Origin of the sequence: Tsukamurella sp. NPDC003166, from assembly GCF_040611135.1 — a bacterium.
In the GTDB taxonomy this organism is placed as follows: Bacteria; Actinomycetota; Actinomycetes; order Mycobacteriales; family Mycobacteriaceae; genus Tsukamurella.
Map to the genome: position 1 here is coordinate 70,077 of NZ_JBEXNL010000008.1, position 21,419 is coordinate 91,495.

Annotated in this window: 21 protein-coding genes; 10 read left to right on the forward strand and 11 right to left on the reverse strand. The window is 67.1% G+C overall.

Going from position 1 to position 21,419, the window contains the following annotated elements; genetic code table 11:
• Positions 1–22 precede the first annotated feature (22 nt).
• The 3 genes from ABZX10_RS11495 to ABZX10_RS11505 all read right to left on the reverse strand — a co-directional run bounded on the left by ABZX10_RS11495 (position 23) and on the right by ABZX10_RS11505 (position 4,389).
• The gene (locus ABZX10_RS11495) at positions 23–1,174 is read right to left on the reverse strand and encodes a phage integrase N-terminal SAM-like domain-containing protein (RefSeq protein ID WP_355539000.1); all 1,152 of its coding nucleotides are present in this window, start codon (positions 1,172–1,174) and stop codon (positions 23–25) included.
• Between the two features lie 528 nt (positions 1,175–1,702).
• On the reverse strand, positions 1,703–2,965 hold the full coding sequence (locus ABZX10_RS11500) for a hypothetical protein (RefSeq protein WP_355539002.1): 1,263 nt from the start codon (positions 2,963–2,965) through the stop codon (positions 1,703–1,705).
• Between the two features lie 815 nt (positions 2,966–3,780).
• Complete coding sequence (locus ABZX10_RS11505; protein WP_355539004.1) at positions 3,781–4,389, reverse strand: TetR family transcriptional regulator; 609 nt, start codon at positions 4,387–4,389, stop codon at positions 3,781–3,783.
• Positions 4,390–4,459: 70 nt separating this feature from the next.
• Between ABZX10_RS11505 and ABZX10_RS11510 the strand changes: the two genes are divergently transcribed.
• Positions 4,460–5,323, forward strand: coding sequence for an alpha/beta fold hydrolase (locus ABZX10_RS11510; protein WP_355539007.1), 864 nt, complete (start codon positions 4,460–4,462; stop codon positions 5,321–5,323).
• Positions 5,324–5,389: 66 nt separating this feature from the next.
• Here the strand turns inward: ABZX10_RS11510 and ABZX10_RS11515 are convergent, their stop codons facing one another.
• From ABZX10_RS11515 to ABZX10_RS11525, 3 genes are all read right to left on the reverse strand, one after another.
• Positions 5,390–6,688: a KasA/KasB family beta-ketoacyl-ACP synthase gene (locus tag ABZX10_RS11515; RefSeq protein ID WP_355539325.1), complete on the reverse strand. Its 1,299-nt coding sequence runs from the start codon at positions 6,686–6,688 to the stop codon at positions 5,390–5,392.
• A 139-nt stretch (positions 6,689–6,827) separates the two neighbouring features.
• Positions 6,828–7,964, reverse strand: a complete 1,137-nt coding sequence (locus ABZX10_RS11520) for a hypothetical protein (RefSeq protein ID WP_355539010.1) — start codon at positions 7,962–7,964, stop codon at positions 6,828–6,830.
• A gap of 4 nt (positions 7,965–7,968) precedes the next feature.
• Positions 7,969–8,892, reverse strand: coding sequence for a metal-dependent hydrolase (locus ABZX10_RS11525; RefSeq protein WP_355539013.1), 924 nt, complete (start codon positions 8,890–8,892; stop codon positions 7,969–7,971).
• 65 nt (positions 8,893–8,957) lie between these two features.
• Here ABZX10_RS11525 and ABZX10_RS11530 point away from each other — a divergent pair, with 65 nt between their 5' ends.
• The 6 genes from ABZX10_RS11530 (at position 8,958) to ABZX10_RS11555 (ending at position 14,515) form a co-directional block, all read left to right on the forward strand.
• Positions 8,958–9,575 carry a TetR/AcrR family transcriptional regulator gene (locus tag ABZX10_RS11530; protein ID WP_355539016.1) on the forward strand — a complete coding sequence of 206 codons (618 nt, stop codon included), beginning with the start codon at positions 8,958–8,960 and terminating at the stop codon, positions 9,573–9,575.
• Between the two features lie 97 nt (positions 9,576–9,672).
• Positions 9,673–11,118: an ethanolamine permease gene (eat, locus tag ABZX10_RS11535; protein WP_355539019.1), complete on the forward strand. Its 1,446-nt coding sequence runs from the start codon at positions 9,673–9,675 to the stop codon at positions 11,116–11,118.
• Positions 11,115–12,530 (forward strand): ethanolamine ammonia-lyase subunit EutB, encoded by a 1,416-nt coding sequence (locus ABZX10_RS11540; protein ID WP_355539022.1) that lies wholly within the window; start codon positions 11,115–11,117, stop codon positions 12,528–12,530. The genes eat and ABZX10_RS11540 overlap by 4 nt, the downstream gene beginning before the upstream one ends.
• A complete protein-coding gene (gene eutC / locus ABZX10_RS11545) occupies positions 12,527–13,318 on the forward strand; it encodes an ethanolamine ammonia-lyase subunit EutC (protein ID WP_355539025.1) in 792 nt (263 codons plus the stop codon). The genes ABZX10_RS11540 and eutC overlap by 4 nt, the downstream gene beginning before the upstream one ends.
• A gap of 65 nt (positions 13,319–13,383) precedes the next feature.
• Complete coding sequence (locus ABZX10_RS11550; protein ID WP_355539028.1) at positions 13,384–14,154, forward strand: hypothetical protein; 771 nt, start codon at positions 13,384–13,386, stop codon at positions 14,152–14,154.
• A 94-nt stretch (positions 14,155–14,248) separates the two neighbouring features.
• Positions 14,249–14,515 carry a hypothetical protein gene (locus ABZX10_RS11555; protein WP_355539031.1) on the forward strand — a complete coding sequence of 89 codons (267 nt, stop codon included), beginning with the start codon at positions 14,249–14,251 and terminating at the stop codon, positions 14,513–14,515.
• On the opposite strand, the gene ABZX10_RS11560 is transcribed toward ABZX10_RS11555, so the two are convergent.
• Positions 14,512–15,276, reverse strand: a complete 765-nt coding sequence (locus tag ABZX10_RS11560) for a helix-turn-helix transcriptional regulator (protein WP_355539034.1) — start codon at positions 15,274–15,276, stop codon at positions 14,512–14,514. The two genes, ABZX10_RS11555 and ABZX10_RS11560, sit on opposite strands and share 4 nt — an antisense overlap.
• A gap of 77 nt (positions 15,277–15,353) precedes the next feature.
• Here ABZX10_RS11560 and ABZX10_RS11565 point away from each other — a divergent pair, with 77 nt between their 5' ends.
• Positions 15,354–15,851, forward strand: a complete 498-nt coding sequence (locus ABZX10_RS11565; RefSeq protein ID WP_355539037.1) for a VOC family protein — start codon at positions 15,354–15,356, stop codon at positions 15,849–15,851.
• 16 nt (positions 15,852–15,867) lie between these two features.
• Here the strand turns inward: ABZX10_RS11565 and ABZX10_RS11570 are convergent, their stop codons facing one another.
• Together ABZX10_RS11570 and ABZX10_RS11575 are read right to left on the reverse strand one after the other, a co-directional pair.
• On the reverse strand, positions 15,868–16,359 hold the full coding sequence (locus ABZX10_RS11570) for a lipocalin-like domain-containing protein (protein WP_355539040.1): 492 nt from the start codon (positions 16,357–16,359) through the stop codon (positions 15,868–15,870).
• A 255-nt stretch (positions 16,360–16,614) separates the two neighbouring features.
• Positions 16,615–17,115 carry an LppP/LprE family lipoprotein gene (locus ABZX10_RS11575; RefSeq protein ID WP_355539043.1) on the reverse strand — a complete coding sequence of 167 codons (501 nt, stop codon included), beginning with the start codon at positions 17,113–17,115 and terminating at the stop codon, positions 16,615–16,617.
• Positions 17,116–17,243: 128 nt separating this feature from the next.
• Here ABZX10_RS11575 and ABZX10_RS11580 point away from each other — a divergent pair, with 128 nt between their 5' ends.
• Positions 17,244–18,239, forward strand: coding sequence for a glutathione S-transferase C-terminal domain-containing protein (locus tag ABZX10_RS11580; RefSeq protein ID WP_355539046.1), 996 nt, complete (start codon positions 17,244–17,246; stop codon positions 18,237–18,239).
• A gap of 99 nt (positions 18,240–18,338) precedes the next feature.
• Entirely contained in the window at positions 18,339–18,752 is a 414-nt protein-coding gene (locus tag ABZX10_RS11585) for a hypothetical protein (RefSeq protein WP_355539335.1), read from the forward strand.
• 67 nt (positions 18,753–18,819) lie between these two features.
• Here ABZX10_RS11585 and ABZX10_RS11590 read toward each other — a convergent pair whose 3' ends face one another.
• Both ABZX10_RS11590 and ABZX10_RS11595 read right to left on the reverse strand, forming a co-directional pair.
• Positions 18,820–19,611, reverse strand: a complete 792-nt coding sequence (locus ABZX10_RS11590) for an SDR family oxidoreductase (RefSeq protein WP_355539049.1) — start codon at positions 19,609–19,611, stop codon at positions 18,820–18,822.
• A gap of 115 nt (positions 19,612–19,726) precedes the next feature.
• The gene (locus ABZX10_RS11595) at positions 19,727–21,076 is read right to left on the reverse strand and encodes an MFS transporter (RefSeq protein ID WP_355539052.1); all 1,350 of its coding nucleotides are present in this window, start codon (positions 21,074–21,076) and stop codon (positions 19,727–19,729) included.
• Positions 21,077–21,419: the final 343 nt, after the last annotated feature.

The following is a 21,419-nucleotide window of genomic DNA, read 5'->3' on the forward strand; positions in this document are numbered from 1 at the left end:
GCTGAGCCCCCGCCATTTTGAGTTAGCGTCCGAATAGCTGAATGACCGTAGCGAGCTCTGGCTCGGTTGTCGGCGCGGTGTCCGCGACGGGAGCCGGAGCGGGCAGGCTGTTGAGCGCGCCGCCGTCCTGGCTGGGAATCCAGTCGCCGTAGGTGTCGAGGGTCAGGGTGTACTGCGCGTGGCCCATCCACTGGGAAACGAGCATGAAGTGGACGCCCGCCGAGAGCTGCATGGTCGCGAAGGTGTGACGGCCAAAATCGTGGAGCCGGACGCCGCGCACGGCTGGCTGCGCAGGGATTGCCGGGGCGGACTCGGTGGCGGGCTTCGCCGGTCGAGCGGGTCGGCTCACCGGTAGTCCGGCCTCTACGAGGGCCGGGGCGAGGATGGTCTCGAACCACGTCCCCAACTCGGGCGGTTGCGTCCAGTCCAGCGGCATCACGGTGCGCTCGCCCTTGACGCGGTAGCCGCCATTCTTACGGCTCGGCCACAGGGGAGCGGTGGCGTCGTAGTCGCCGCTTTCGGGGCCGTGCGGGTGGACGTCGCGGAGGTAGGCGTGCATCCGCTCGGCGAGCCAGCCTGGCAGCGGCACCGAGCGGCGTGACTTCCGGCTCTTGGGCGTGCTGGAGGTCCACGCGCCGCCCTTGCGGTCCTTGGTCCGGCGAACGTGCACCACGCACTGAACGGGGGAGTCGGTGCTGTGATTGGCCGCGCTCGCTGGCCGCGTAGTGAACTCCAGGTCTTGGACTTCGAGCCCGGCGCACTCGGCCTTGCGGAGACCCGAATAGGGGAGGAAGTACGCCAACAGCTCGTAGACCGGGTACAGCTTGCCGACGGCCTGCGCGGTGGCGGCGACCTGCTCGGCGGTGAGCGGGTGGTGCTGGAACTTCTCTCGGTCGCCTACGGCGCGGCCGGTGTTGAAGTCCACCTGCTCGCAGGGGTTCGCGGGGATCGCGCCGTGACGAGTGGCGTACGTGAGGACGTTCTTCAATCCGAGCCACGCGTGATTCACGGTCTTGGGGGCGAGCCTGCGGGCTGCCAGGTCTGCGAGGAACAGCTCGCAGTCTCGCGGGGTGAGACTGGCGACGGCCTTCGCTGCGAATCGGTCCAGGGCGTACCGCTTGACGACGCGCTCGTAGTCGTCGAGGGTGCGCTGCTTCAGTCGGCCCTGCGCCACCTTCAGGGCTTGACTCTCGATCCACGCCTGCGCGTAGTGCCCGAACGGTAGATCGCCGGCGATCCGCTGATCGGCGAGCGCGGAGGTGCCGTTGGTGTGGCGGGGCTGCGTCCAGTCCGGGGCATCACGGTGCGCTCACCCTTGACGCGGTGACCGCCGGTTCTTGCGGCTCGGACATAGGGGAGCGGTGGCGTCCTATTCGTCGCCGTCGTGTCCGGGATGCCAGGATCATCCAAGGCGTCGTTGATCAGCTCCTTGGCGAGCGTGTCCGCTGCCATCTCCAACCGGACAGGAGCCTTCCGCTTCACCTGCGGCGCGAGCCTCCGTGGGTACCCGCACGCGCGAATCTTGCGGCCGTCCTGGGTACTGCGAGGACCTCGACTTCAGACGCCGGAAGGTGCCTCGCTTGTTGGTAGGCCCGGTGCTCGCCAGGTTGTGGCAGGAGGCTGACTGGCATCCTCAGTCTGTAGCGGGCGTCCGCCCTCGTCGAGATCTGATGTGATGTGGACTGAAGCATGTGCAGGCCAGCTAGGACAGATTTGCCCAAGAGTACGACTGCCATGCGTTCTCTAGGATTGGATTACTGGCGCCCTCGCTCACCCCAAGGTCTTGTGTCGAGATGCTCCCGCGGGATGTTGACATCTGCTCGAGCAGGAGCGACTCGACATCGTTTCCTTGGGACACGAGGGCTTCGATATCCCGTGCGCTTGCCACTCCGACGCGAACATCTGGGATACCTTCGCACTTGATAGTCGTCTTGTCGTGATCGAGGAGGTATGCGCCCGCTGAGTAGAACGGTTCTGCTGTCACGATGAGTCCAAGGATTGGACGATCAGTAGGAACCTGCGAAAATGCAGGATGGCCCTCGGCGAGACGGTGAGCCGTGTTCTCGAGCTGCGACCGTGCACGGGTGAAGGTGTCCTTGAGTGAATCAATGAGTACCTCGTCGCCGGCGCGAGCTGCGGCGCTAAGACGTCGCGACTTCACTTCAACCATGACCACGAGATCTGGGAATATGACGAACCAGTCAACGCTCTTGTTGCCACTTCCCTTGCCGTACGCGATCTCTGGCTCAATCTGTGCGCCTGGAAGGAGCTTCAGCTGTCGTCCAATGTAGTGCTCGAAGAGGTGTCCAAGATCGTTCGCGAAGTCGCTGCCATACTTCTGTATACCAGCATGGTAAAGGCCGCCTGGGGTTACCGTGCGAAGGATGAGCCTGGTCGCGGGGGCGACCGGGATCCCGTCGCCCATGTCGACGAAGGGGTTTGCGATCAGCGGGTTGTAGTCGTACCTGGCGATAAGTTGCTTCCCAGTTGCGGCTCGCTGGTAGTCCTTGCGGTACTGGTCGGGGGTGGTGGTAAGGCGCTGCGCCATTGTCTCGATGGTAGAGCGCGGGAAGACATCCAACACGTCACGGAAGTTTTCTTGATTAAGCCAGTCGGGGTTGTATTGGCCCTTATTCTGCGTGGCTCCAACTTGGAGGACGATCGTCGCGCCGATCGCCTCTTGTAGCGTGAGGCCGTCAAGTACTTGCGCCAGAGATTCATGATTGATCACCTGAGTCTCAATTTCGCCGATTCCTTCGACGAGCCAGGCGTGTGAGCGTGCCAGTTCTTCGAATATTGACTCCTGATATGGGAATTGCTCGTGGGCGGCTCTCGTGAGCATCTTCGTGAGAAAACCGGATCTCTTGCTTGCGGACTCGAAATCGATCGCGAGCCCGAATTTGTACATGAGTCTGAGAAGTGCTCTGTCATCGGCGGTTTTTGTGCGGTGCTCATTCCCGTACAAGAGTGACTCTCGGGCTGCTGCAGCCAGGCCCCAGGGCGGCATCTTCTGGAGGACCTCAACAGAGTACGGTGGTTCCCCGATCGCGGCGGACCATTGGGCGAGAGCTGGTAAGAGTTGGCTCGGCGGGAACGCGCGACATGCTTGTCGAAACTCGCGGTAAGGGAGACTCGGATACGGTGAGTACGTCACTTGCTCAGTATGACTCGATTCGGTGGCCCGTAGGGGTGTGGAGCGTACCTTGTGGTCGTTATCGTCGCGAATGATCGTAGAGGTCTGCTTTCGGGTGGCCCAACAGGTTTCCTATCGGCGGCATCTATCTGCCAACGTCCGTTGCTGACTTGCCTAACACGTCCGGGAGGCTGGACGATGGACAGGGGTGTCGATGTGCCGATGGGCTCGGCGCTGGGGTTTAGCAGCTGCCCGGAATCGGGCCAGTGTCGAGCTCTGCGCCAATCTTTCGATATGTCGTGCCGCGCTCAGGCAGGCGATGCACTTCCGTTGCCTTGATGAGGTTGAAGGCGTGTTCACGGTCTAACGTCGCCTGTCGGCATCCGGACTCGGCATGGGGCCTCGCTTCTCCCCTGTGCGTAAGGTTGCAATGAGTGAAGCTATTTCAGGTTTGTTGCCGACTTAGGCAACGCCTGCTTGAAGAAAACCTTCAGCCGTGCGGGCCCAATCTCGCCGCCGTGCCCACACCATGCCCACAGTGACAGTGAGCACATCCGTGCGCACCGCGACCCTGTCGACCTCGACCGACTCCGGCAGCAACGCGCTGCCGAGGCTCTCGAGCGCCTCGGGCGTGACCTTACGGCGCTTCAGTTGTCGCGTAGTCCTTTGAGGAATGCGGCGAATACGGGGCGGATCGGTGCATCCGTATCGACCGCTGTGCGGTGGAAGGTCAGTGAGTCTGCAAGACGAATCAATGTGTCGACATCACCATTCGACGTTGGGAGTCCGGCGAGGTCCAGTGCTGAGGAGACGATGGCGCGAGCCGTTCGGTGGACCTCTGAGTCTGTCGTCAGCTTTGCGTGCAGAGCGGGTGAGTCGTGAAGTTCGAGGATCAATGCGTACCGCGCGCGCATGTCGTCGCGCCGGGAAGCGAGCGATTCGACGAGTGTCGTCAGCAGATCGGCAAGCTCGTCGATCGAGAGGCTGCCGCGATCGGCGAGGTGTGCCAGCGACGCTGAGGTTTCGTCGGAATCGACAAGAGTTCGTTCGGACAGCGTGTTCACGACGAGTGTCAACAGCGCTTCGCGGGTGCGTGCCACATGGGAGGTCGACCCCGGCGGCAACCCTGCGGCAGCGTCGACCGCGCGATGGGTCAGCGCTCGGATGCCGTCTCTGGCGAGGATCCGGATCGCGCTGGCGCGGATCACGTCCCGCCGGCTCTCGATCGCTGGTGATTCGCTGACTTCGTCGACCACGACATCGATGCTACAGGTGTAGCCTCACGTGTGGGCTACACCTGTAGCGAACCGTCGAGGAGGCTACGTCATGTTCATCGATTTCACGCCCGACCGTGGCCTCTTTCCCTTCGAGGCTCGGTGGTTCAGTACGAGTGCGGGCACGATGCACTACGTCGACGAAGGGACCGGCCCCGTCCTCCTCTTCTGTCACGGAACGCCGACGTGGAGCTTCATCTACCGCCGGATCATCGGCGCGCTGCGGGGTCGCTATCGCTGTATCGCAGTTGACCACCTCGGGTTCGGGCTGTCCGAGCGGCCTGAAGGATTCGGCTACACCATCCCCGAGCTCTCGGCTGCTCTCGGCGAACTGGTCGATCACCTGGGGTTGAGCGAATTCGTTGTGGTCGGGCACGACTGGGGTGGTCCGATAGCTTTCGGTACAGCAGTGAAGCGCTGCGACCGGGTCCGCGGGACCGTCCTGGCGAACACGACCTACTGGCCGAACACGGCTCTGGCGAAACGACTGTTCAGTGCGGTCATGGGCTCCGGCGTGATGCAACATCAGATCGTTGAGAAGAATCTGATGGTCGAGCGGATTCTCGTCTCCGAGCTCGGGCGGGTGCTGAATCATGAGGAGCTCGAGCACTATCGCGCGGTCCAGCGGACCCCGGAGGCGCGCACCGCTCTGGCAGTGATGCCTCGTGAGATCCGTGACGCGGCTCCGTTTCTTGCAGAGCTGGAGAAATCGGTTGCGGCGAAGCTCGGAGATAAGCCCGCGCTCGCGATCTGGGGTATGCGTGACAAGGTTTTCAGGCCGCGGGACTACTTTCCGGGGATCGACCGCGACTTCACAGATGTCGAGTTCGTGGAGATCGCAGGCGCCGGGCATGCGGTGCAGGAATTCGCGCCGGGGGAATTCGCCTCAGCCATCGCCACCCGATTCCCAGCATAGGCATCGTCGGAAACGACAGAACCGGCGGCCGGGAAGAATCCCGACCGCCGGTCCTGGTGAAGAAGATCAGTACTTGCCGAAGGCGAGTGCCACGTCGTGGCCGCCGAAGCCGAACGAGTTGTTCAGCGCGTACTTGTAATCACCCTTGCGCGCCTCGCCGTGCACCACGTCGAGCTCGATCTCGGGGTCCTGGTTGTCCAGGTTGAGGGTCGGCGGGATGATGCCGTCGCGCAGCGACAGCACCGTCAGGGCGGCCTCGAGGGCGCCGACGGCGCCGATCGAGTGGCCCAGCGCGCCCTTCGGGGCGTAGATCGCCGCGTCGGTGCCGACGACCGCGTTGATGGCCTTGGCCTCGGCGGTGTCGCCGATCGGGGTCGCGGTGGCGTGCGCGTTGATGTAGTCGATGTCCTCGCGCGTGAGGCCGGCCGTCTCCATCGCACGCTTCATGGCACGAGCGGCGCCGCCGCCCTCTACGTCGGGGGAGACCATGTGGTAGCCGTCGGAGGTGATGCCGGCGCCGAGCAGGCGCGCGATGGGCTTCGCGCCGCGGGCCAGCGCGTGCTCCTCGGTCTCGATGATCATCAGGCACTGCGCCTCGCCGAAGACGAAGCCGTCGCGGTCCTTGTCGAACGGGCGCGACGCGTGCAGCGGATCGTCGTTGCGGGTCGAGAGGGCGCGCATCATCGCGAACGGGGCGATGACGGGGCTGTCGATGCGTCCCTCGATGCCGCCGCAGACGGCGATGTCGGCGTCGCCCATGACGATCTGGCGCCAGGCGTGGGCGATGGCCTCGTTGCCGGTCGAGCACGCGGAGACGGGGGCGATGGCACCGGCGCGGGCGCCGATCTCCAGGGCCGAGACGGCGCAGGCGCCGTTCGGCATGGCCATCTGCACGGTGAACGGCGAGACCTTGCGGACGCCGTGATCGCGCAGTGCGTCGACGGCCTCGACCATCGACTCGCCGCCGCCGAGGCCAGTGCCGACGACCGCCGCGAGGCGGTTGTGGTCGACATCGGGACGGCCGGCGTTGTCCCACAGACGCTTGGTGATGACGTGCGCGGCCTGCTCCACGTAGGACATGCGGCGCTTGCTGACGTGCTGCTTGCTGATGTCGCCCGCGTACTTCCGGTCGGGACGCTCGGGGACCTCCGAGGTGGGGTCCTCGAGGAGCTGGCCGCCGAAGCGGACCGGGAGATCGGCGATGTCGACGCCGATGAAGTCGCCCTTGAGCTCGCGGATGCCGCTCTTGCCGGCGAGGAGGCCCTCCCACGTCGACTCGGTGTCGGTGCCGATCGAGGTGGTCATCTCGATCGAGGTGACGACGACGTTGGGGAACTGTCCGCCGAGCGTGCTGAAACTACGGATGTCTGCCATGTCTTCCATGAAACAGGATCGGACGGCCCATCCGCCTGTTGTCAGGTGAGAAGTTCACAGCCGTCTCTTGTGGGATCGTCACGAACCGTTCGGTTCACCCTCAGACCTCGTCCGTGACGGACGCCACAGATCACACCCCCATAGTGCTCCCGATCGGCTCGGGCGCAACCGGTTCGCGATCGCGGACGACGAAGGTCAGAGCGACCGCAGCGATCCCGATCACGAAGCAGAGCAGCGTGAAGGGCAGGCTCCCGACGGGGTCTTCCGCCGCCGTCAGGCCGCCCTTCGCGGCGAGGAAGTCGGGGAGCGCCGCGATCCACAGCCCCGCGAACACCACGAGGTAGAGCGCGGCGTACGCCTGGACCAGACGGTTGCGGTGTGCCGGGAACGACGGTGCGCCGGGCCCGGGGGACAGGCACCGTCGGGCCGCGTACAGCGCGGCCCCGGCCATGAGGGCCAGTTCCAGGGCGTAGACGGTGCCGCGCACCGTGTCGCCGGCCAGGCCGACGATCGTGGCGGGCAGGGGGAGGACGAACGTGCCGACGGACGCCGCGAGGCCGATGACGACGGTGCGCCACACCAGCTGCGGGCCGGTGAACCGGACGCCCGCGTCGACGTGTCGGCCGACCAGGAACTGCACGCACAGCGCCAGCGACATGGGCCAGAGCGCCGCGAAGACCACCACCGATCCCATCGGAACGGAGGTGAAGAAGGGCAGGTTGATCGGATTGTCGGGTGCCCACTCCCACCAGCGCAGTTGCGGACCGAGGTGGTCGAAGATCTCGTAGAACGCGCCGTGCACGAGTCCGACGGTGCACGCGCCCAGGAACGTGCCGCATCGCCGGAAGACGCCCAGCATGCGGACGATCTCGAAGGACATCGTGGCCATCAGCGGGTAGATCGCCACGATGTAGAGCGGCAGCCGGCCCCAGAGGAACTCGACGGTGAACAGATTGTGCGCGAACATCGTGTCCACGTGCCCCGCGAGGCCGAACGCGCCGGGGAAGTACAGCGGCGGCTCGATGACGAACAGGTAGGCCGTCGCGCCGAACCAGACCGCGAGGTTCGTCGCATCGCCGCGCCGCCAGCGCCGGAAGGCGTGCATCAGCATCAGCACCGAGCCGACGATGATCGTCAGCTCCAGCACGGGCAGCGTCCAGTTCTCGAGGTGGAACGGGCTGCGCGCGGAGAACAGTCCGCCGGTGTCGTCGCAGGTGAAGCCCATGCGACGCGCGAGGGCATCGAAGGTGGGGGTGCACAGGTCCATCGCGTCAGACCCCGATCGCCGCGTCCGACGTGTACCAGCGGGTGCAGTCGACCCCGCTGTCGTAGCGGCGCAGCCACTCTCCGGCCAGGACGGGCAGGTTCTCGTGAGCGGGATCGTGCAGCGGCATCTGGCTACGGATGATGCCCTTCATCGCGACGGCCTGCTCGGCCTTGGGGAGCACGTCGAAGGCGCGGGGCATGGCGCCCTTCGTCAGGTGCGGCGCCACCGCGACCAGCACCTTCTGCTTGAGCCGGTAGCGACCGAACATCGAGAGTGCGTCGACCTTGCGGTCTTTGAGCGGCACGTGCTGGTTGAAGCCTGCGCACGCGATGCGGATCACCTTGAGCACGTGCGCGAAGATCGACGGTGCCATCCGCATCCGGTAGACCTCGCTACCCACGATCGCGTTGTAGATGATGAGCGCCGAGCTGCGGTGCTCCACCTCCTCGACGAAGTGCCACAGGAACATCGACGCCACCCGGTCATCGCCGGGACGGAACAGCGCCTCCTCGTTATCGAGCATGAGCTTGAAGACGGGCGTGAACGTGGCCTCCAGATCGGCGGTGTAGGCCAGCCGGTAGTCGGTGGAGGTGGCCTCGGTGAGGAGGTCGAACTCGCCGATCACCGCGTCGAGGGTGTTCTCCAGGCCCGGGTACTGCGCGATCAGCGCCTGGACGTGTCGACGGTGCGCAGTGGAGTGGTGCCCCTCCTGCTGCATGAAGGCGTTCGCCTCGGCCGCGACCTCCGGGTCGGCGAACTCCTTGCGCAACTGCAGGATCAGCTTGACGATCATCTTCTCGAAGCCGACGGCGAGGAAGCTGACCGCGTTCATCATCGACGAGAAGGCGGGATTGTCGGGGTTCCACAGGAAGGGCACGGGCGCCTCGTCGAAGTGGAAGTCCATCTTGCGGGGGTGCAGGTCCGTCATGACGTGAACATACACATAGAACACGTTCTGTATGTTGAGAACGCGCGAAGCTGTAGCCTGGGCCGATGGCACGCAGGGGATGGGGTGGCTCGCCGCCGACGAGCGACGAGGAGGCGTCGTCGCGCATCGTGGCCGCCGCGGTGGACCTGATCGGGCTGCGCGGCACCACGTCGATCGCGGAGGTGGCGGACGCGCTCGGCGTGATCCGGCAGACCGTCTACCGGTACTTCCCGACCGTCGATGCGCTGCTGCAGGCCGCAGCCGTGCGGTCGGTGGGCGCGTTCCTCGACCGGCTCGCCGCGCACGTGGGCGGGATCGGCGACCCCGCCGACGCCGTCGTCGAGGGCATCGTCTTCACGCTCGATCAGGTGCCCCGCGCCCCGCACCTGCGCTTGATGCTCGCGGGGGAGCACTCGCACACCGAGGCCATCGCGTCCGGCCAGGCGATGGCCTTCGGCATGACGATGATCCAGCGGTTCGACGTGGACTGGTCCGCCCACGGCTACGACGAGGCGCGGTTGCGCGAGCTCGTCGAGTTCCAACTGCGGATCATGCAGTCCTTCTTCATCTCCCCGGGCGACCCGCCCCGCTCGCAGGCGGACCTGCGCGCCTACCTTCGTCGATGGGTGGCACCCGCAGTGGCCGACCTGCGCTGCAACCCCGCTGCAACGCTTGACTCGTAGTGTTCCAGATCACACCGACAAGAACCGTCGGTGAAACACGCCGACACCACCCGGCAACACGCCGGGAACAGGATCGACCGTGATCAGGAAGGCCCACATGAGTACTGAGCGCCCGGCGCCGAACCCGCTCCACCACGACGGGGTGGACGCGACCATCGAATCCGACGACTATCTCGCCAAACGCACCCTCCGCTCGGGCTCGGCGGGATGGGTGCTGCTGGCGGGCCTCGGCGTGAGTTACGTGATCTCCGGCGACTACGCGGGCTGGAACAACGGTCTCGCGCAGGGCGGCTGGGGCGGCCTGGCGATCGCCGCGGTGATCATCGCGGGCATGTACCTGGCGATGGTGCTGGGCATGGCGGAGATGTCCTCGGCGCTGCCCGCGGCCGGCGGTGGGTACACCTTCGCGCGCCGCGCGATGGGTCCGTGGGGCGGCTACGCCACCGGTATCGCGATCCTCATCGAGTACTCCATCGCGCCCGCGGCTATCGCGACCTTCATCGGCGGCTACGTGCAGTCGCTGGGTCTGTTCGGGATCACCGACGGCTGGTGGGTGTACCTGTTCGTCTACGCGCTCTTCATCGGGATCCACCTGACGGGTGCCGGTGAGGCGCTCAAGGCGATGTTCGTCATCACCGCGATCGCCCTGGTAGGGCTCGTGATCTTCGCGGTCTTCGCCGTCGGCAAGTTCGATGCTCACAACCTCACGGACATCGCCGCCACCGGCGCGGTCGGCGCGTCCAGCTGGCTCCCGCACGGCTATCTCGGGATCTGGGCGGCCGTGCCCTTCGCGATCTGGTTCTTCCTGGCGATCGAGGGCGTGCCGTTGGCCGCGGAGGAGGCGCGCGAGCCCGAGAAGAACGTGCCTCGCGGCATCATCGTGGCGATGCTGATGCTCGTCGTCACCGGTGCGACGGTGTTCTTCCTCGCCCCGGGCGCCGTCGGCGCGCAGGCGATGTCCACCTCCGGCAACCCGCTGGTCGAGGCCCTCGGGGACGGCACCGCGGCCAAGGTCGTCAACTACATCGGTCTCGCCGGCCTGGTCGCGAGCTTCTTCTCCATCATGTACGCCTACTCGCGGCAGACCTTCGCGCTATCCCGCGCCGGCTACCTCCCGAAGAGCCTGTCCGTCACCAACTCCCGCAAGGCCCCGGTGTTCGCGCTGGTCGTCCCGGGCGTGATCGGCTTCGCCCTGTCGCTCACCGGCAAGGGCGCGATGCTCCTGAACATGGCCGTCTTCGGCGCGGCCCTGAGCTACGTGCTCATGATGATCAGCCACATCGTGCTGCGCCGCCGCGAGCCCGACATGCCCCGCCCGTACCGCACGCCCGGCGGTATCGTCACCACCTCGTTCGCCCTGGTCATCGCCTGCATCGCGGTCGTCGCAACCTTCCTCGTCGATCCGAAGGCGGCCGGCCTGACCCTCGCGGCGTTCGCGGCCTTCCTCGTGTACTTCGGGGTCTACAGTCGACATCACCTGGTGGCGAACTCGCCCGACGAGGAGTTCGCGGCCCTCGCCGACGCCGAACGGGAGCTCACATGATCCGCAGCCAATCCGTGCGCGGGGAGACCTTCACCTTCACGTCGATGGCGGACCTGCTGGCCAAGGCCACCCCGCTGCGCTCCGGTGACCAGCTGGCAGGTTGCGCCGCCGCCTCGGATGCCGAGCGCGCGGCCGCGAAGTGGGCCCTCGCCGACGTCCCGCTGACGGCGCTGCTCGAGGAACTCGTCGTGCCCTACGAGTCCGACGAGGTCACCCGGCTCATCATCGACAGCCACGACCGCGCCGCGTTCGCGCCGATCGCGCACCTCACCGTCGGGGACCTCCGGGACCTCCTCCTGCGGATCGCGATCGCCGACGATGCCGGTGCCCGGCTCGCCGCCCTCGGTCCGGCGCTCACGCCGGAAATGGTTGCGGCGGTGAGCAAGCTCATGCGCAACCAGGACCTCATCGCGGTCGCGCGGGCGGTCCGGGTCACCGCCGGTTTCCGCACGACGGTCGGCCTGCCCGGCACGCTCGCCACCCGCCTGCAGCCCAACCACCCGACGGACGATCCGCGGGGCATCGCCGCCGCCACCCTCGACGGTCTGCTGCTGGGGTGCGGCGACGCGGTGATCGGGATCAATCCCGCGACCGACTCACCGCACGCCACGTCCGACCTGTTGCACCTGCTCGACGAGGTGCGCACGCGGTTCGACATCCCCACGCAGTCGTGCGTGCTCAGCCACGTCACCACGACGCTCGGCCTCATCGAACAGGGCGCGCCCGTCGACCTGGTCTTCCAGTCGATCGCGGGCACGGAGGGGGCGAATTCCGCGTTCGGCGTGACGATCTCGCTGCTCGACGAGGCCAATGCCGCGGCCCGGGAGCTGGGGCGCGGCACCGTCGGGAACAACGTCATGTACTTGGAGACCGGGCAGGGCTCGGCGCTCTCGTCCGGCACCCACCTCGGCACCGACGGCGCACCCGTCGACCAGCAGACCCTCGAGACGCGGGCGTACGCCGTTGCGCGGCACCTGGATCCGCTGCTGGTGAACACCGTGGTCGGGTTCATCGGGCCCGAGTACCTCTACGACGGCAAGCAGATCACCCGCGCCGGGCTCGAGGATCACTTCTGCGGCAAGCTCCTCGGCCTGCCGATGGGCGTCGACGTCTGCTACACCAACCACGCCGAGGCCGATCAGGACGACATGGACGACCTGCTCACGCTGCTCGCGATCGCGGGCGTGTCCTTCGTCATCACCGTTCCGGGTGCCGACGACGTCATGCTCGGCTATCAGTCGCTCGCCTTCCACGACGCGCTCTACGCGCGCCGGGCGCTCGGCCTGCGGCCCGCACCCGAGTTCGACGCGTGGCTCGCCCGCCAGGGCATGACCGACGAGTCGGGCGGCCTCCGCGACGTGGCCGTCGAGGCCTCTCCACTCCGCGAACTCGCGGCGGGAGTCGGGCGGTGAGCGCGCCGGAGCGGTCCGACGGTGCCTTCTGGGACGCCCTGCGCACCACCACCCAGTCGCGGATCGGGCTGGGCCGCACCGGCGATGCGCTGCCGACGCGCCGGGTCCTCGAGTTCTCCGCCGCCCACGCCGCGGCCCGCGACGCCGTCCACCAGCCGCTCGACGTCGGCGAGCTCGCGTATCGCGTCCGCGAGCTCGGGATCGGCGACCCGATCGCCGTGACCAGCCTCGCCGGCGACCGCGGCGAGTACCTGCGCCGCCCGGACCTCGGCCGGGTGCCCGCCGACCTGTCCGCCGTCCCGACGGTGCCCGACGCGGACGTCGCGATCGTCCTCGCCGACGGGCTCTCGCCCAAGGCGCTCACCGATCACGGCGCGGCGCTGGCCCGCGCGATCCTCGAAGCCCTGCCGCCCGACGTGACCCTCGCGCCCCCGGTGATCGCGACGCAGGCTCGGGTGGCGCTGGGGGACCACGTGGCGCGAGCGCTGGGAGTGCGCACCCTGCTCGTGCTGATCGGGGAGCGGCCGGGCCTGTCGGTGGCCGACAGCCTGGGTATCTACCTGACCCACCGGGCCGATCCCGATGACTTCGCGGTGGGCGTCACCGACGCGCATCGCAACTGCATCTCCAACATCCACCCGCCCGAGGGGCTCGGCTACGCCGATGCGGCGCGGATCGCCGCCGGCCTGGTCGTCGGGGCTCGCCGTCTGGGTCGTTCCGGCGTGGATCTCAAGGACACCTCCCGCGCCGAGCTGGGTGGCGGCGCGGAGCGGCCGGCCCTGGGCTGAGGCGCGGCGGCTGTCGTCCGTTCGGAGTATTGCGGCGGCGGGGGTTGCGGGGTGAGAATGCGCTGGTGCAGCCGCCCCAGCAGCCCCCGTTCCCCGGTCAGCCGCAGCAGCCCGGCCAACCGCAGCAACCGGGATGGCCGAACCAGCCGCAGCCCGGCTGGCAATCTCCGCAGTACGGCGGCCCCCAGTACGGCGGCCCCCAGTACGGCGGTCCTCAGTACGGAGGGCCCCAGCTCGGGCCGCCGCAGCAGCCGCCGAGGCGGAACAGGCAGGCGCTGTACTGGTCGCTCGGCGCCGTCGCGGCCGTCCTCGTCGTCGCGGTGATCATCGTGCTGGCGGTGCAGCCGTGGAAGAAGTCGGGTGGCGGCGTGCAGACCTTCGAACTCGACCGCGCGATCACCGTCGAGGTCCGGGTGCCGAGCGGGTGGACGGCGAAGGAGGCGTACGACGACGGCGACAGCCTCGTGCTGATTCTGCCCGCGGGCGACGACCGTACCCTCCAAGAGATCAACACGGACTTCACGAACCTCCGGAACGGCCGCTCCGGCAAGCCGATCCACGCGGTCGTCGTCAACGCAGGATCGTGCTCGGGCGCAACCGCGTCGTCCTGGGATGTCGGTGACCTGGACAAGGGCAGCGTGGGCGACGCCACGAGGCTGGGGCGCCGCGCGCTCTGGAACGTGTGGAGCAGCGACTGTGCGCGGATGTACAGCACCGACATGGACAGCGGCAAGCCGGAATCGACCGCCAGCGACCTGCTCGTCTCGCTCGCCGGGTCGAACGCGGTCGTTCCGCGTCACGACGGCACACGACCCTCGATCCGTCCGTCGAGCTAGCGAATCGCCCTCTCGGTCCCGTCGGGTTCCGAGATCGACTGCCGCTCGACGTGCGGCTGGCTACGCTGACGGGATCGAAGGCTGAGGAGGCACCATGGTCGTGAAGCGGATCCAGGACAACATCGACGCTGCGGCGAGGATCGCCACGAACTCCGTGCACAAGGCGGGCGACATCGTGGAGGGCGCGGCGCAGGTGCTCAAGGGTGACGTGCGTGGCGGCGCGGGCAAGATCGCCGCGAGCGCGGCGGACATCGCCGCGACAGCGGCGTCGGAGGGCGTGAAGATCGCGAGCCAGAACCTCGACGGCGTCCGTGAGGCGGCGGACTCCGTCGCCGACGAGGTCGACAAGCGGCGCGATTAGATCTCGCCCCGGCGGTACCCGCCGGGCGTGAAGCCGAGTACCTTCCGGAAGTCCCGGACCAGGTGCGGCTGGTCGGCGTAGCCGAGGTCGGCGGCGATCCGGGAGACCGAGGTGTCCGGCTCGGTGCTCAGCAATTGGGCGGCGTGCTGGAGACGGCGGCGATGGATCAGCGCCAGGGGAGTCAGGCCCACGAACCTCCGGGTCAGGCGCTGCGCGGTCCGCACCGAGACGCCGATCGACGCGGCCGCGTCCTCCACCGTGAGAATCGCCCCGTCGTCTTCGATCCGGGCGACGAGGCGGTTGGCCAGGTCGGCCTCGTCGGTCACCGTCGGAACCCGTGCGGCGAGCCAGGATTCGACGGCGAGGCAGGCGGCCCCGAGGTCTCCTCGCCGCATCGCGGCGGACGTTTCGGCGTGCAGTTCGGGCTCGTCCAGTTCGACGTACAGGTCCAGGATCGACGGCGCGTCGTCGGTGACCGCGGCCGTCGCGGCGGGGCGGAGGAGTGCACCGACGACCCACCCGGTCCCCGTGAGGTCGCGATGACTCCGGCCCGTGCTCGCTCCGGCGAGCCCCACCAGCTCCGACTCGACGGCCAGATTCAGCGCCGGGAACGGCAGCACGTTCTGCCGCGACGTGCGGCCGGGCGCGACGTTCCACTGCGAGATCCAGAACCACCGCACCAGAGGCTCCGCCGCGGGGGAGGGCGCACGTCGTTCGAAGGTCGGCAGTTGCGCCGGGTAGAGGATGCCGCGGGGGTTCACGGATCGATCGTAGGCGCCGTGGGATCTGTCGCGAATCTTCAATTCTCCGCCAGGCCGCGGCTCGTAGCGTTGGGGTCATGACAGAGCACACCGCCGCCGCGAACGGCGCATACACCACGAACGGCGTCCCGCACTCCTTCTCCTCGCTGACGCCCTTCCTCTCGATTCCGAACGCCAAGGGGGCCATCGACTTCTACATCTCCGTGTTCGGTGCACGCTCCCTCGGCGTCACCGAGATGGGCGGTGTGGTCGCCCACGCCGAACTCGACTTCGGGAACGGCCGGCTCCAGTTGGGCGAGCCCAATCCGCAGTTCGGCCTCATCCCCATGCCGGAGGGAGACGCTGACTGCTACTCGCTGGGCCTGTACTGCGCCGACGTCGACGACGTGGTCGCGCGGGCGGAGGCCGCGGGCGCGACGGTCCGCGAACCGGTGATGAATTTCGTCTCCGGCGACCGGTTCGCAAGCATCCGCGATCCGTTCGGCGTGCGCTGGTCGATCATGACCCGGGTCGAGGACCTCAGCGATGAGGAGAGCGCGGCCCGCGTCGAGGAGTGGGCGGCCGCGCAGGGCTAAGGGCTCATCAAGGCGTCTACGATGCAACCACTCCGGCGCGGCGCCAGACCACCGCGGCGTTCCATGTCTTCCCTGACGTCCGTTGGGGCGCAGACGTGAGCGTGAGGTCGTTATCGTTCAGTCGGGTGATGTGCCTGGTTCGGTCCGTGTCGATCCAGTTGGGGAACAGCGATGCGCGAACACGGTGTCGCACAGTGTGGCCGTCGTTCTCGATCTGGTACTGCCCGGAGTAGGCGAGATATCCACGCGCTGCGGCGACGATCTCGTCCTGCGTGCCCGAGTGCACGCCGGGCGACGCGAACTGCGCCCTGCTTGCTGACATCAACTGCGCCGACATGTATCCGTCGGTTGTGTACATGATCAGGCCGGTCGCATCCGGACCGAGGGGATAGTAGACCTCCTCATCCGACGCCGTCATCGAGTACCTGACGAGTTCCCATGTTCCAACGAGGCGGTCACGGACGGATGGTGTCGCGGCATCTCCGATCGGCAAGGGGTGAGGTCGCAACCCTCATGTTGTTCGTAGATTGATCTATACAGACCCGGTCAAGCGGACAGCTCTTCGTTCGTCAAGTGTGGAGTAGATCTGCTGTATCACAGCACTACTACGCACTCATGTGTCGCTGGAGTATTCACCGCTGAGTGATTCGGTCGCCTATTCGGCGAATGGAGCGATCGCTCCAGCGATCGACAGTGTCGTATGCCGATCCTTGTCGACGAATCTTCCGCCCTTCGCCTGGACCAAGACCGCCGAGCAGGACCGCTAGTCGGCGACCTGTGCCGGGATCGGGTCCAGGGGCTGCGGGGTGTCCTGGGGCATCGTCTGGAACCGCACGTCCGCGGAGCCCGACGGTGCCGCGCTCGGGTCTCCGGGGTTGAGCCACTTGAACCGCACGGTGATCTGGCCACGGCCGTTGCTGCCGACGACAGAGGTGAAGGCGTCGCCCTTCGGGGTCGGCGTCCCGGCGAACTTCTGGTGGTCGAACAGCAGGATCTGAACGGGGGAGCTGCCCGTCCCGCGATCGGTGTCGAGGCGCACCCAGTTGAGGGTGCAGTCGATGGAGCCGCCCATCGCGGTGACGCGCCACGGGACTCCGGGCAGCGGTGGCGCGATCGTGCGGATCGCGCTGTCGATGCGGTCCTGGGGGAGCTCGGGACAGGAGATCGGAGCGGCCCCGGCCGCTCCGATCCCGACAGTTGCGGAGCCGAGGCCGGCGGCGACGACCGAGGTCGAGAGGGCGAGTGCGATCACAGGCTTGCGCATGGGTTCGTTCCTTCCGTCACGGGAGGTCGACGTCGGCTCCATCGACTCGGTAATCGTTGTATCGAGTAACAACCTCGGCGCGTTACGACCACCGGCGCCGACGGCGCGTCGCGCATAGGCTGGTCGGCATGAGCGAGGATCAGGGCAGCTACGTCACCGCGGATCAGCCGTACGAGCGCGACACCCGGTACATCGAAACCCGTATCACCCGCGACGGGCGCGACGGCTATCCCGTCGAAGCGGGCCGCTACCGGCTCGTGGTGTCGTACGCGTGCCCGTGGGCCACCCGCACCATCATCGTGCGCCGACTGCTCGGCCTCGAGGACGCGATCTCGCTGGGGATCTGCGGCCCCACGCACGACAAGCGGTCCTGGACCTTCGACCTCGACGAGAACGGGCTCGACCCGGTCCTGAAGATCCCGCGCCTCCAGGACGCGTACTTCAAGCGCGTCCCCGACTATCCGAAGGGCATCACCGCGCCCGCGATCGTCGACGTGGCCACCGGTGCCGTCGTGACCAACGACTTCCCGCAGATCACCCTCGACTTCTCGCTCGAGTGGACGGACTTCCATCGGCCCGGGGCGCCTCAGCTCTACCCCGAGGACCTGCGCGCCGACATCGACGAGGTCAACAAGCTCGTCTACCGGGACGTCAACAACGGTGTGTACCGCTGCGGCTTCGCCGGCTCGCAGGAGTCCTACGACGCCGCCTACGACCAGCTGTTCGGGCGGCTCGACTGGCTCACCGAGCGCCTCGCCACTCAGCGGTACCTGGTCGGCGACACCATCACCGAGGCCGACGTCCGGCTCTTCACGACCCTCGCGCGATTCGACCCGGTGTACCACGGCCACTTCAAGTGCAATCGGGAGAAGCTCGACGAGATGCCCGTCCTCTGGGCGTACGCGCGGGACCTGTTCCAGACGCCAGGCTTCGGCGATTCCACGAACTTCGACCACATCAAGCGGCACTACTACGAGGTCCACCGTGACATCAACCCGTCCGGCATCGTCCCGAAGGGTCCGGACCTGACGAACTGGTTCACCCCGCACGGTCGGGAGAAGTTGGGCGGCAGCCCGTTCGGCGCCGGCACCGCGCCCGCGCCGCTCCCCATCCCCGCGGGGTGAGCCCATGACGGAATGGATCGAGGTCCTCAAGGTCCAGGTCGACGGTGTAGGTCGTCTACGGAACCCTGATCAGGCCGCTTGCTTCGGTGCGGTGGATCGGTGGATGTGTCCGGTGGGGGTTCGGGTTTCGACGGTGTGCCGCCCGGATTCGTCGTCAACGGTTGCGCTGCGCCAACCGGGGGCTTCTTCGGCGTCGACCACGTGAGCGTCCCCGACACCTCGGTGACCGAGCGGGTGACGTTCACCCGGCGCCGCAGCAAGTCGAAGTCGTGCACCCGCGGCGCGGCCATCTCGCCGTACCGCAGCTCGGTGTACGCGAGGAAGTACACACCAACCCGTTCCGTGCCATGGCATCGGCTAGCAGGATTGGGGAGAATCAATGAGCCGCAGTCACAGCCAGATCCACGATGCGAGCGCCGCTTCGAGCTGATCGGCCGCCGTTCGCTCAAGGTGCAGCGGCTCGCCGACTCGGACGGTACCGCGCAGGATTCGTCGATCGTGCGCAGGGTCTGACGCTTGCGAACATCGCGTCCTATCGGTTCTGAGGAGTGAGATCGGTCGGTCGGGACTGAGATGTCGGTCAGGAGCCGGAGCTGGGGCGGCCCGGAATATGACTGAGGATCGAGGAGGAGAAGCCGCCGTCGACGCAGATGTCCTGTCCTGTAACGTAATCCGACAGCGGACTCATCAGGAACTCGATGACGTTCGCAATGTCCATCGGTTCCCCGATTCGCGATAGGGGAATGATGGCTTCCCGTTCCGTCTTGATCTGGGGGTCGGCGTACATCTTCTCAGTCATCGACGTACGGGTCATGCCGGGGGAGACCACGTTCACTCGGATGCCGTCGGGCGCCCACTCGAGCGCGAGTGTTCGGGCCAGCATCGTCAATGCCGCTTTGCCGGGGCTGTAGGCACCTGAGCCGGCATGGGGTAGCCGACCCGACATCGACGAGGTGAAACATGCCGCCCCGCGGCTGTCCTTCAGGTGCGGGTAGCTCGCCTTGGCCAGGAGCCAGGCGCCACGGAGGTTGACGGAGAACATGTGGTCCCAGTCCTCGAGAGAGACCTCGCATATCGAGCCGGGACTGGTGATTCCGGCGTTGGCCACCAGCCCGTCCAGGCCGCCGAACTCGGCGATCGCGGCTTCGACCAGCTGACCCGGCACTTCCGGGTCCCCCAGGTCACCCGTCAACCACAGGGCAGTGCCTCCCAGTGACTGGATCGCGCGAGCAACGTCCTCTTGCCCGTCGTTCGACCCGTGTCCGCAGACCGCGACCATCGGGTGAACGCCACGTGCCAGAGCCGCCTCGGCGAGCCTCACCGCCGTCGCGGCTCCGATGCCGCTGCTCGCTCCGCTGACCAAAGTTCTCATTGAGCATGCTCCTTCCATGGGGATTGATGTCGTGCACCGTTGCTGGGGCGCATCAGGCCGACGCCCGCACCGGGGCAGCCCCCACGCCGGTGGTGTGCCTGCGTTTCGGCGAAAGTCATTCCTTGGGGTACACGCTGGCCCCGGCCATCTCGCGGCGATCCCGGTTCCGAAGGGCGACCACTAGGCCGACGGCGCACGCGAGCGTGACGAGCAAGAGAATGTTGATCCAGTTGTACAGCTTCTGTGCGCCGATCTCATTGACTAGGAAGCCGCTGATCAACGGCGCGAGGATCGCGCCGAGGCGGCCGACACCCAGCATCGCTCCGTAGCCCTTGGCCCGTGCCGTGGGCGGATAGACCTCGGGCACCAGCGCGCTGAACGACGAAATGCTCCCGAAGACTCCGATGCCGACGGTGACGGCAGTGACGTAGAGCCAGATGTTGGGCGCCCCGGCACCGGGGAAGAAGTTCGCGAAGCCGAGCATCGACACCACCGCGATCGTGCTGTAGGCCGCGGCCAGGCGAGGTGCACTGATCCGTAGGCCGATGGTGGCCATCGAGATCCCGCCGAGAAGGCAACCGAGGCTCATCCACAGACCGACGTTCTGCCCGGTGGTGCGGGCCACTGTCGTGGCCGTCGCGACCGCTTCCTTTGGCGCGTCCGGATCGATCGCCGCGACCATGGCGCCCTTGACGAAGTCGGGAGTGAGTCCAGCGGCGAAGTTGAAGACACCGGAGACGGACATGTATCCCGCGCAGAGGAGCACAGTGAATATCACGAGGCTCGCGCCGAGCAACGCCTGCGGCTTCCGGTCCAGCGACGGCGCGGCGTGCTCGGATTCGAAAGTCCGCTCGGCCGCCTTCACCGACTCCGGGAGCCCGATGAACGCCGCGATCAGCGCGATGGTCCCGAGCCCAGCCCCAGTCAGGTAAAGCGCCTTCCAGTTCTCACCGAAGGTCGAGGTGATCGCGTTGGTACTGAACGCGGCGAGCACGCTGCCGAGCGGGTACCCGATCATGACCAAACCGGTGGCGAGGTTGCGGAACTTCGGCGCGGCAGCCTCCTGTGCGGCGACCACGATAACCACACTGATCATTCCGATGCCCACACCGGTGAGGAACCGCGTCCCCATCATGAACTCGGCGCTCGGAGATATCGCGGACAGTAGTAGCCCAGCGATATTGATCGCGCCACCGACGAGGGCGATAAGCCGTCGGCCGTATCGATCTGCGAACCGGGCCAGCCCGATCGCACCGACCGCCATACCTACCAGTGCGAAGCTGACGATGAGCCCCTTTTCGCTTGCGGTGGCGAAGCCCTTGGGCAGGTTGGGCAAGACGAAGCCGACGATGAGTAGATCGAACCCGTCGACCAGGTTGAGGAACATGCAGAGCGCGGCGACGCTGAGCCCGCTCTTCTTCGCGGTGGCGTTTCGCCCGCCGTCCGCGAGGACGGTTACATTCATGGTTTGCCTTTCGAAGGGATGCCGGCGGAGTCGCCGACGGTGGCGGAGATGGGCATTCAGGCGCCCGGAGTCAAGGGGCGAGCAACGGCGTACCGGCGAGTGCCAGGAGCGAGGCGGTCATCACGCTGCAGGCGGCTCGATCAGCATCGCGGCGGCGATGCCGAGGCCGACCTGCTCCGACGCGCAACCCGATCGCATCGTGGTCAGACGGGCGTCAGCGTCGAAGACGAGGGGCCCCGGCCGTTCGCCCGGCTCGCTCGACAACGGAGCCCAACGGGCCTGGAAGACGCCACCAACAAGCGCTCGCGAGCCTGGCGCGGACGCACCGTGGACGAGGTGCCGC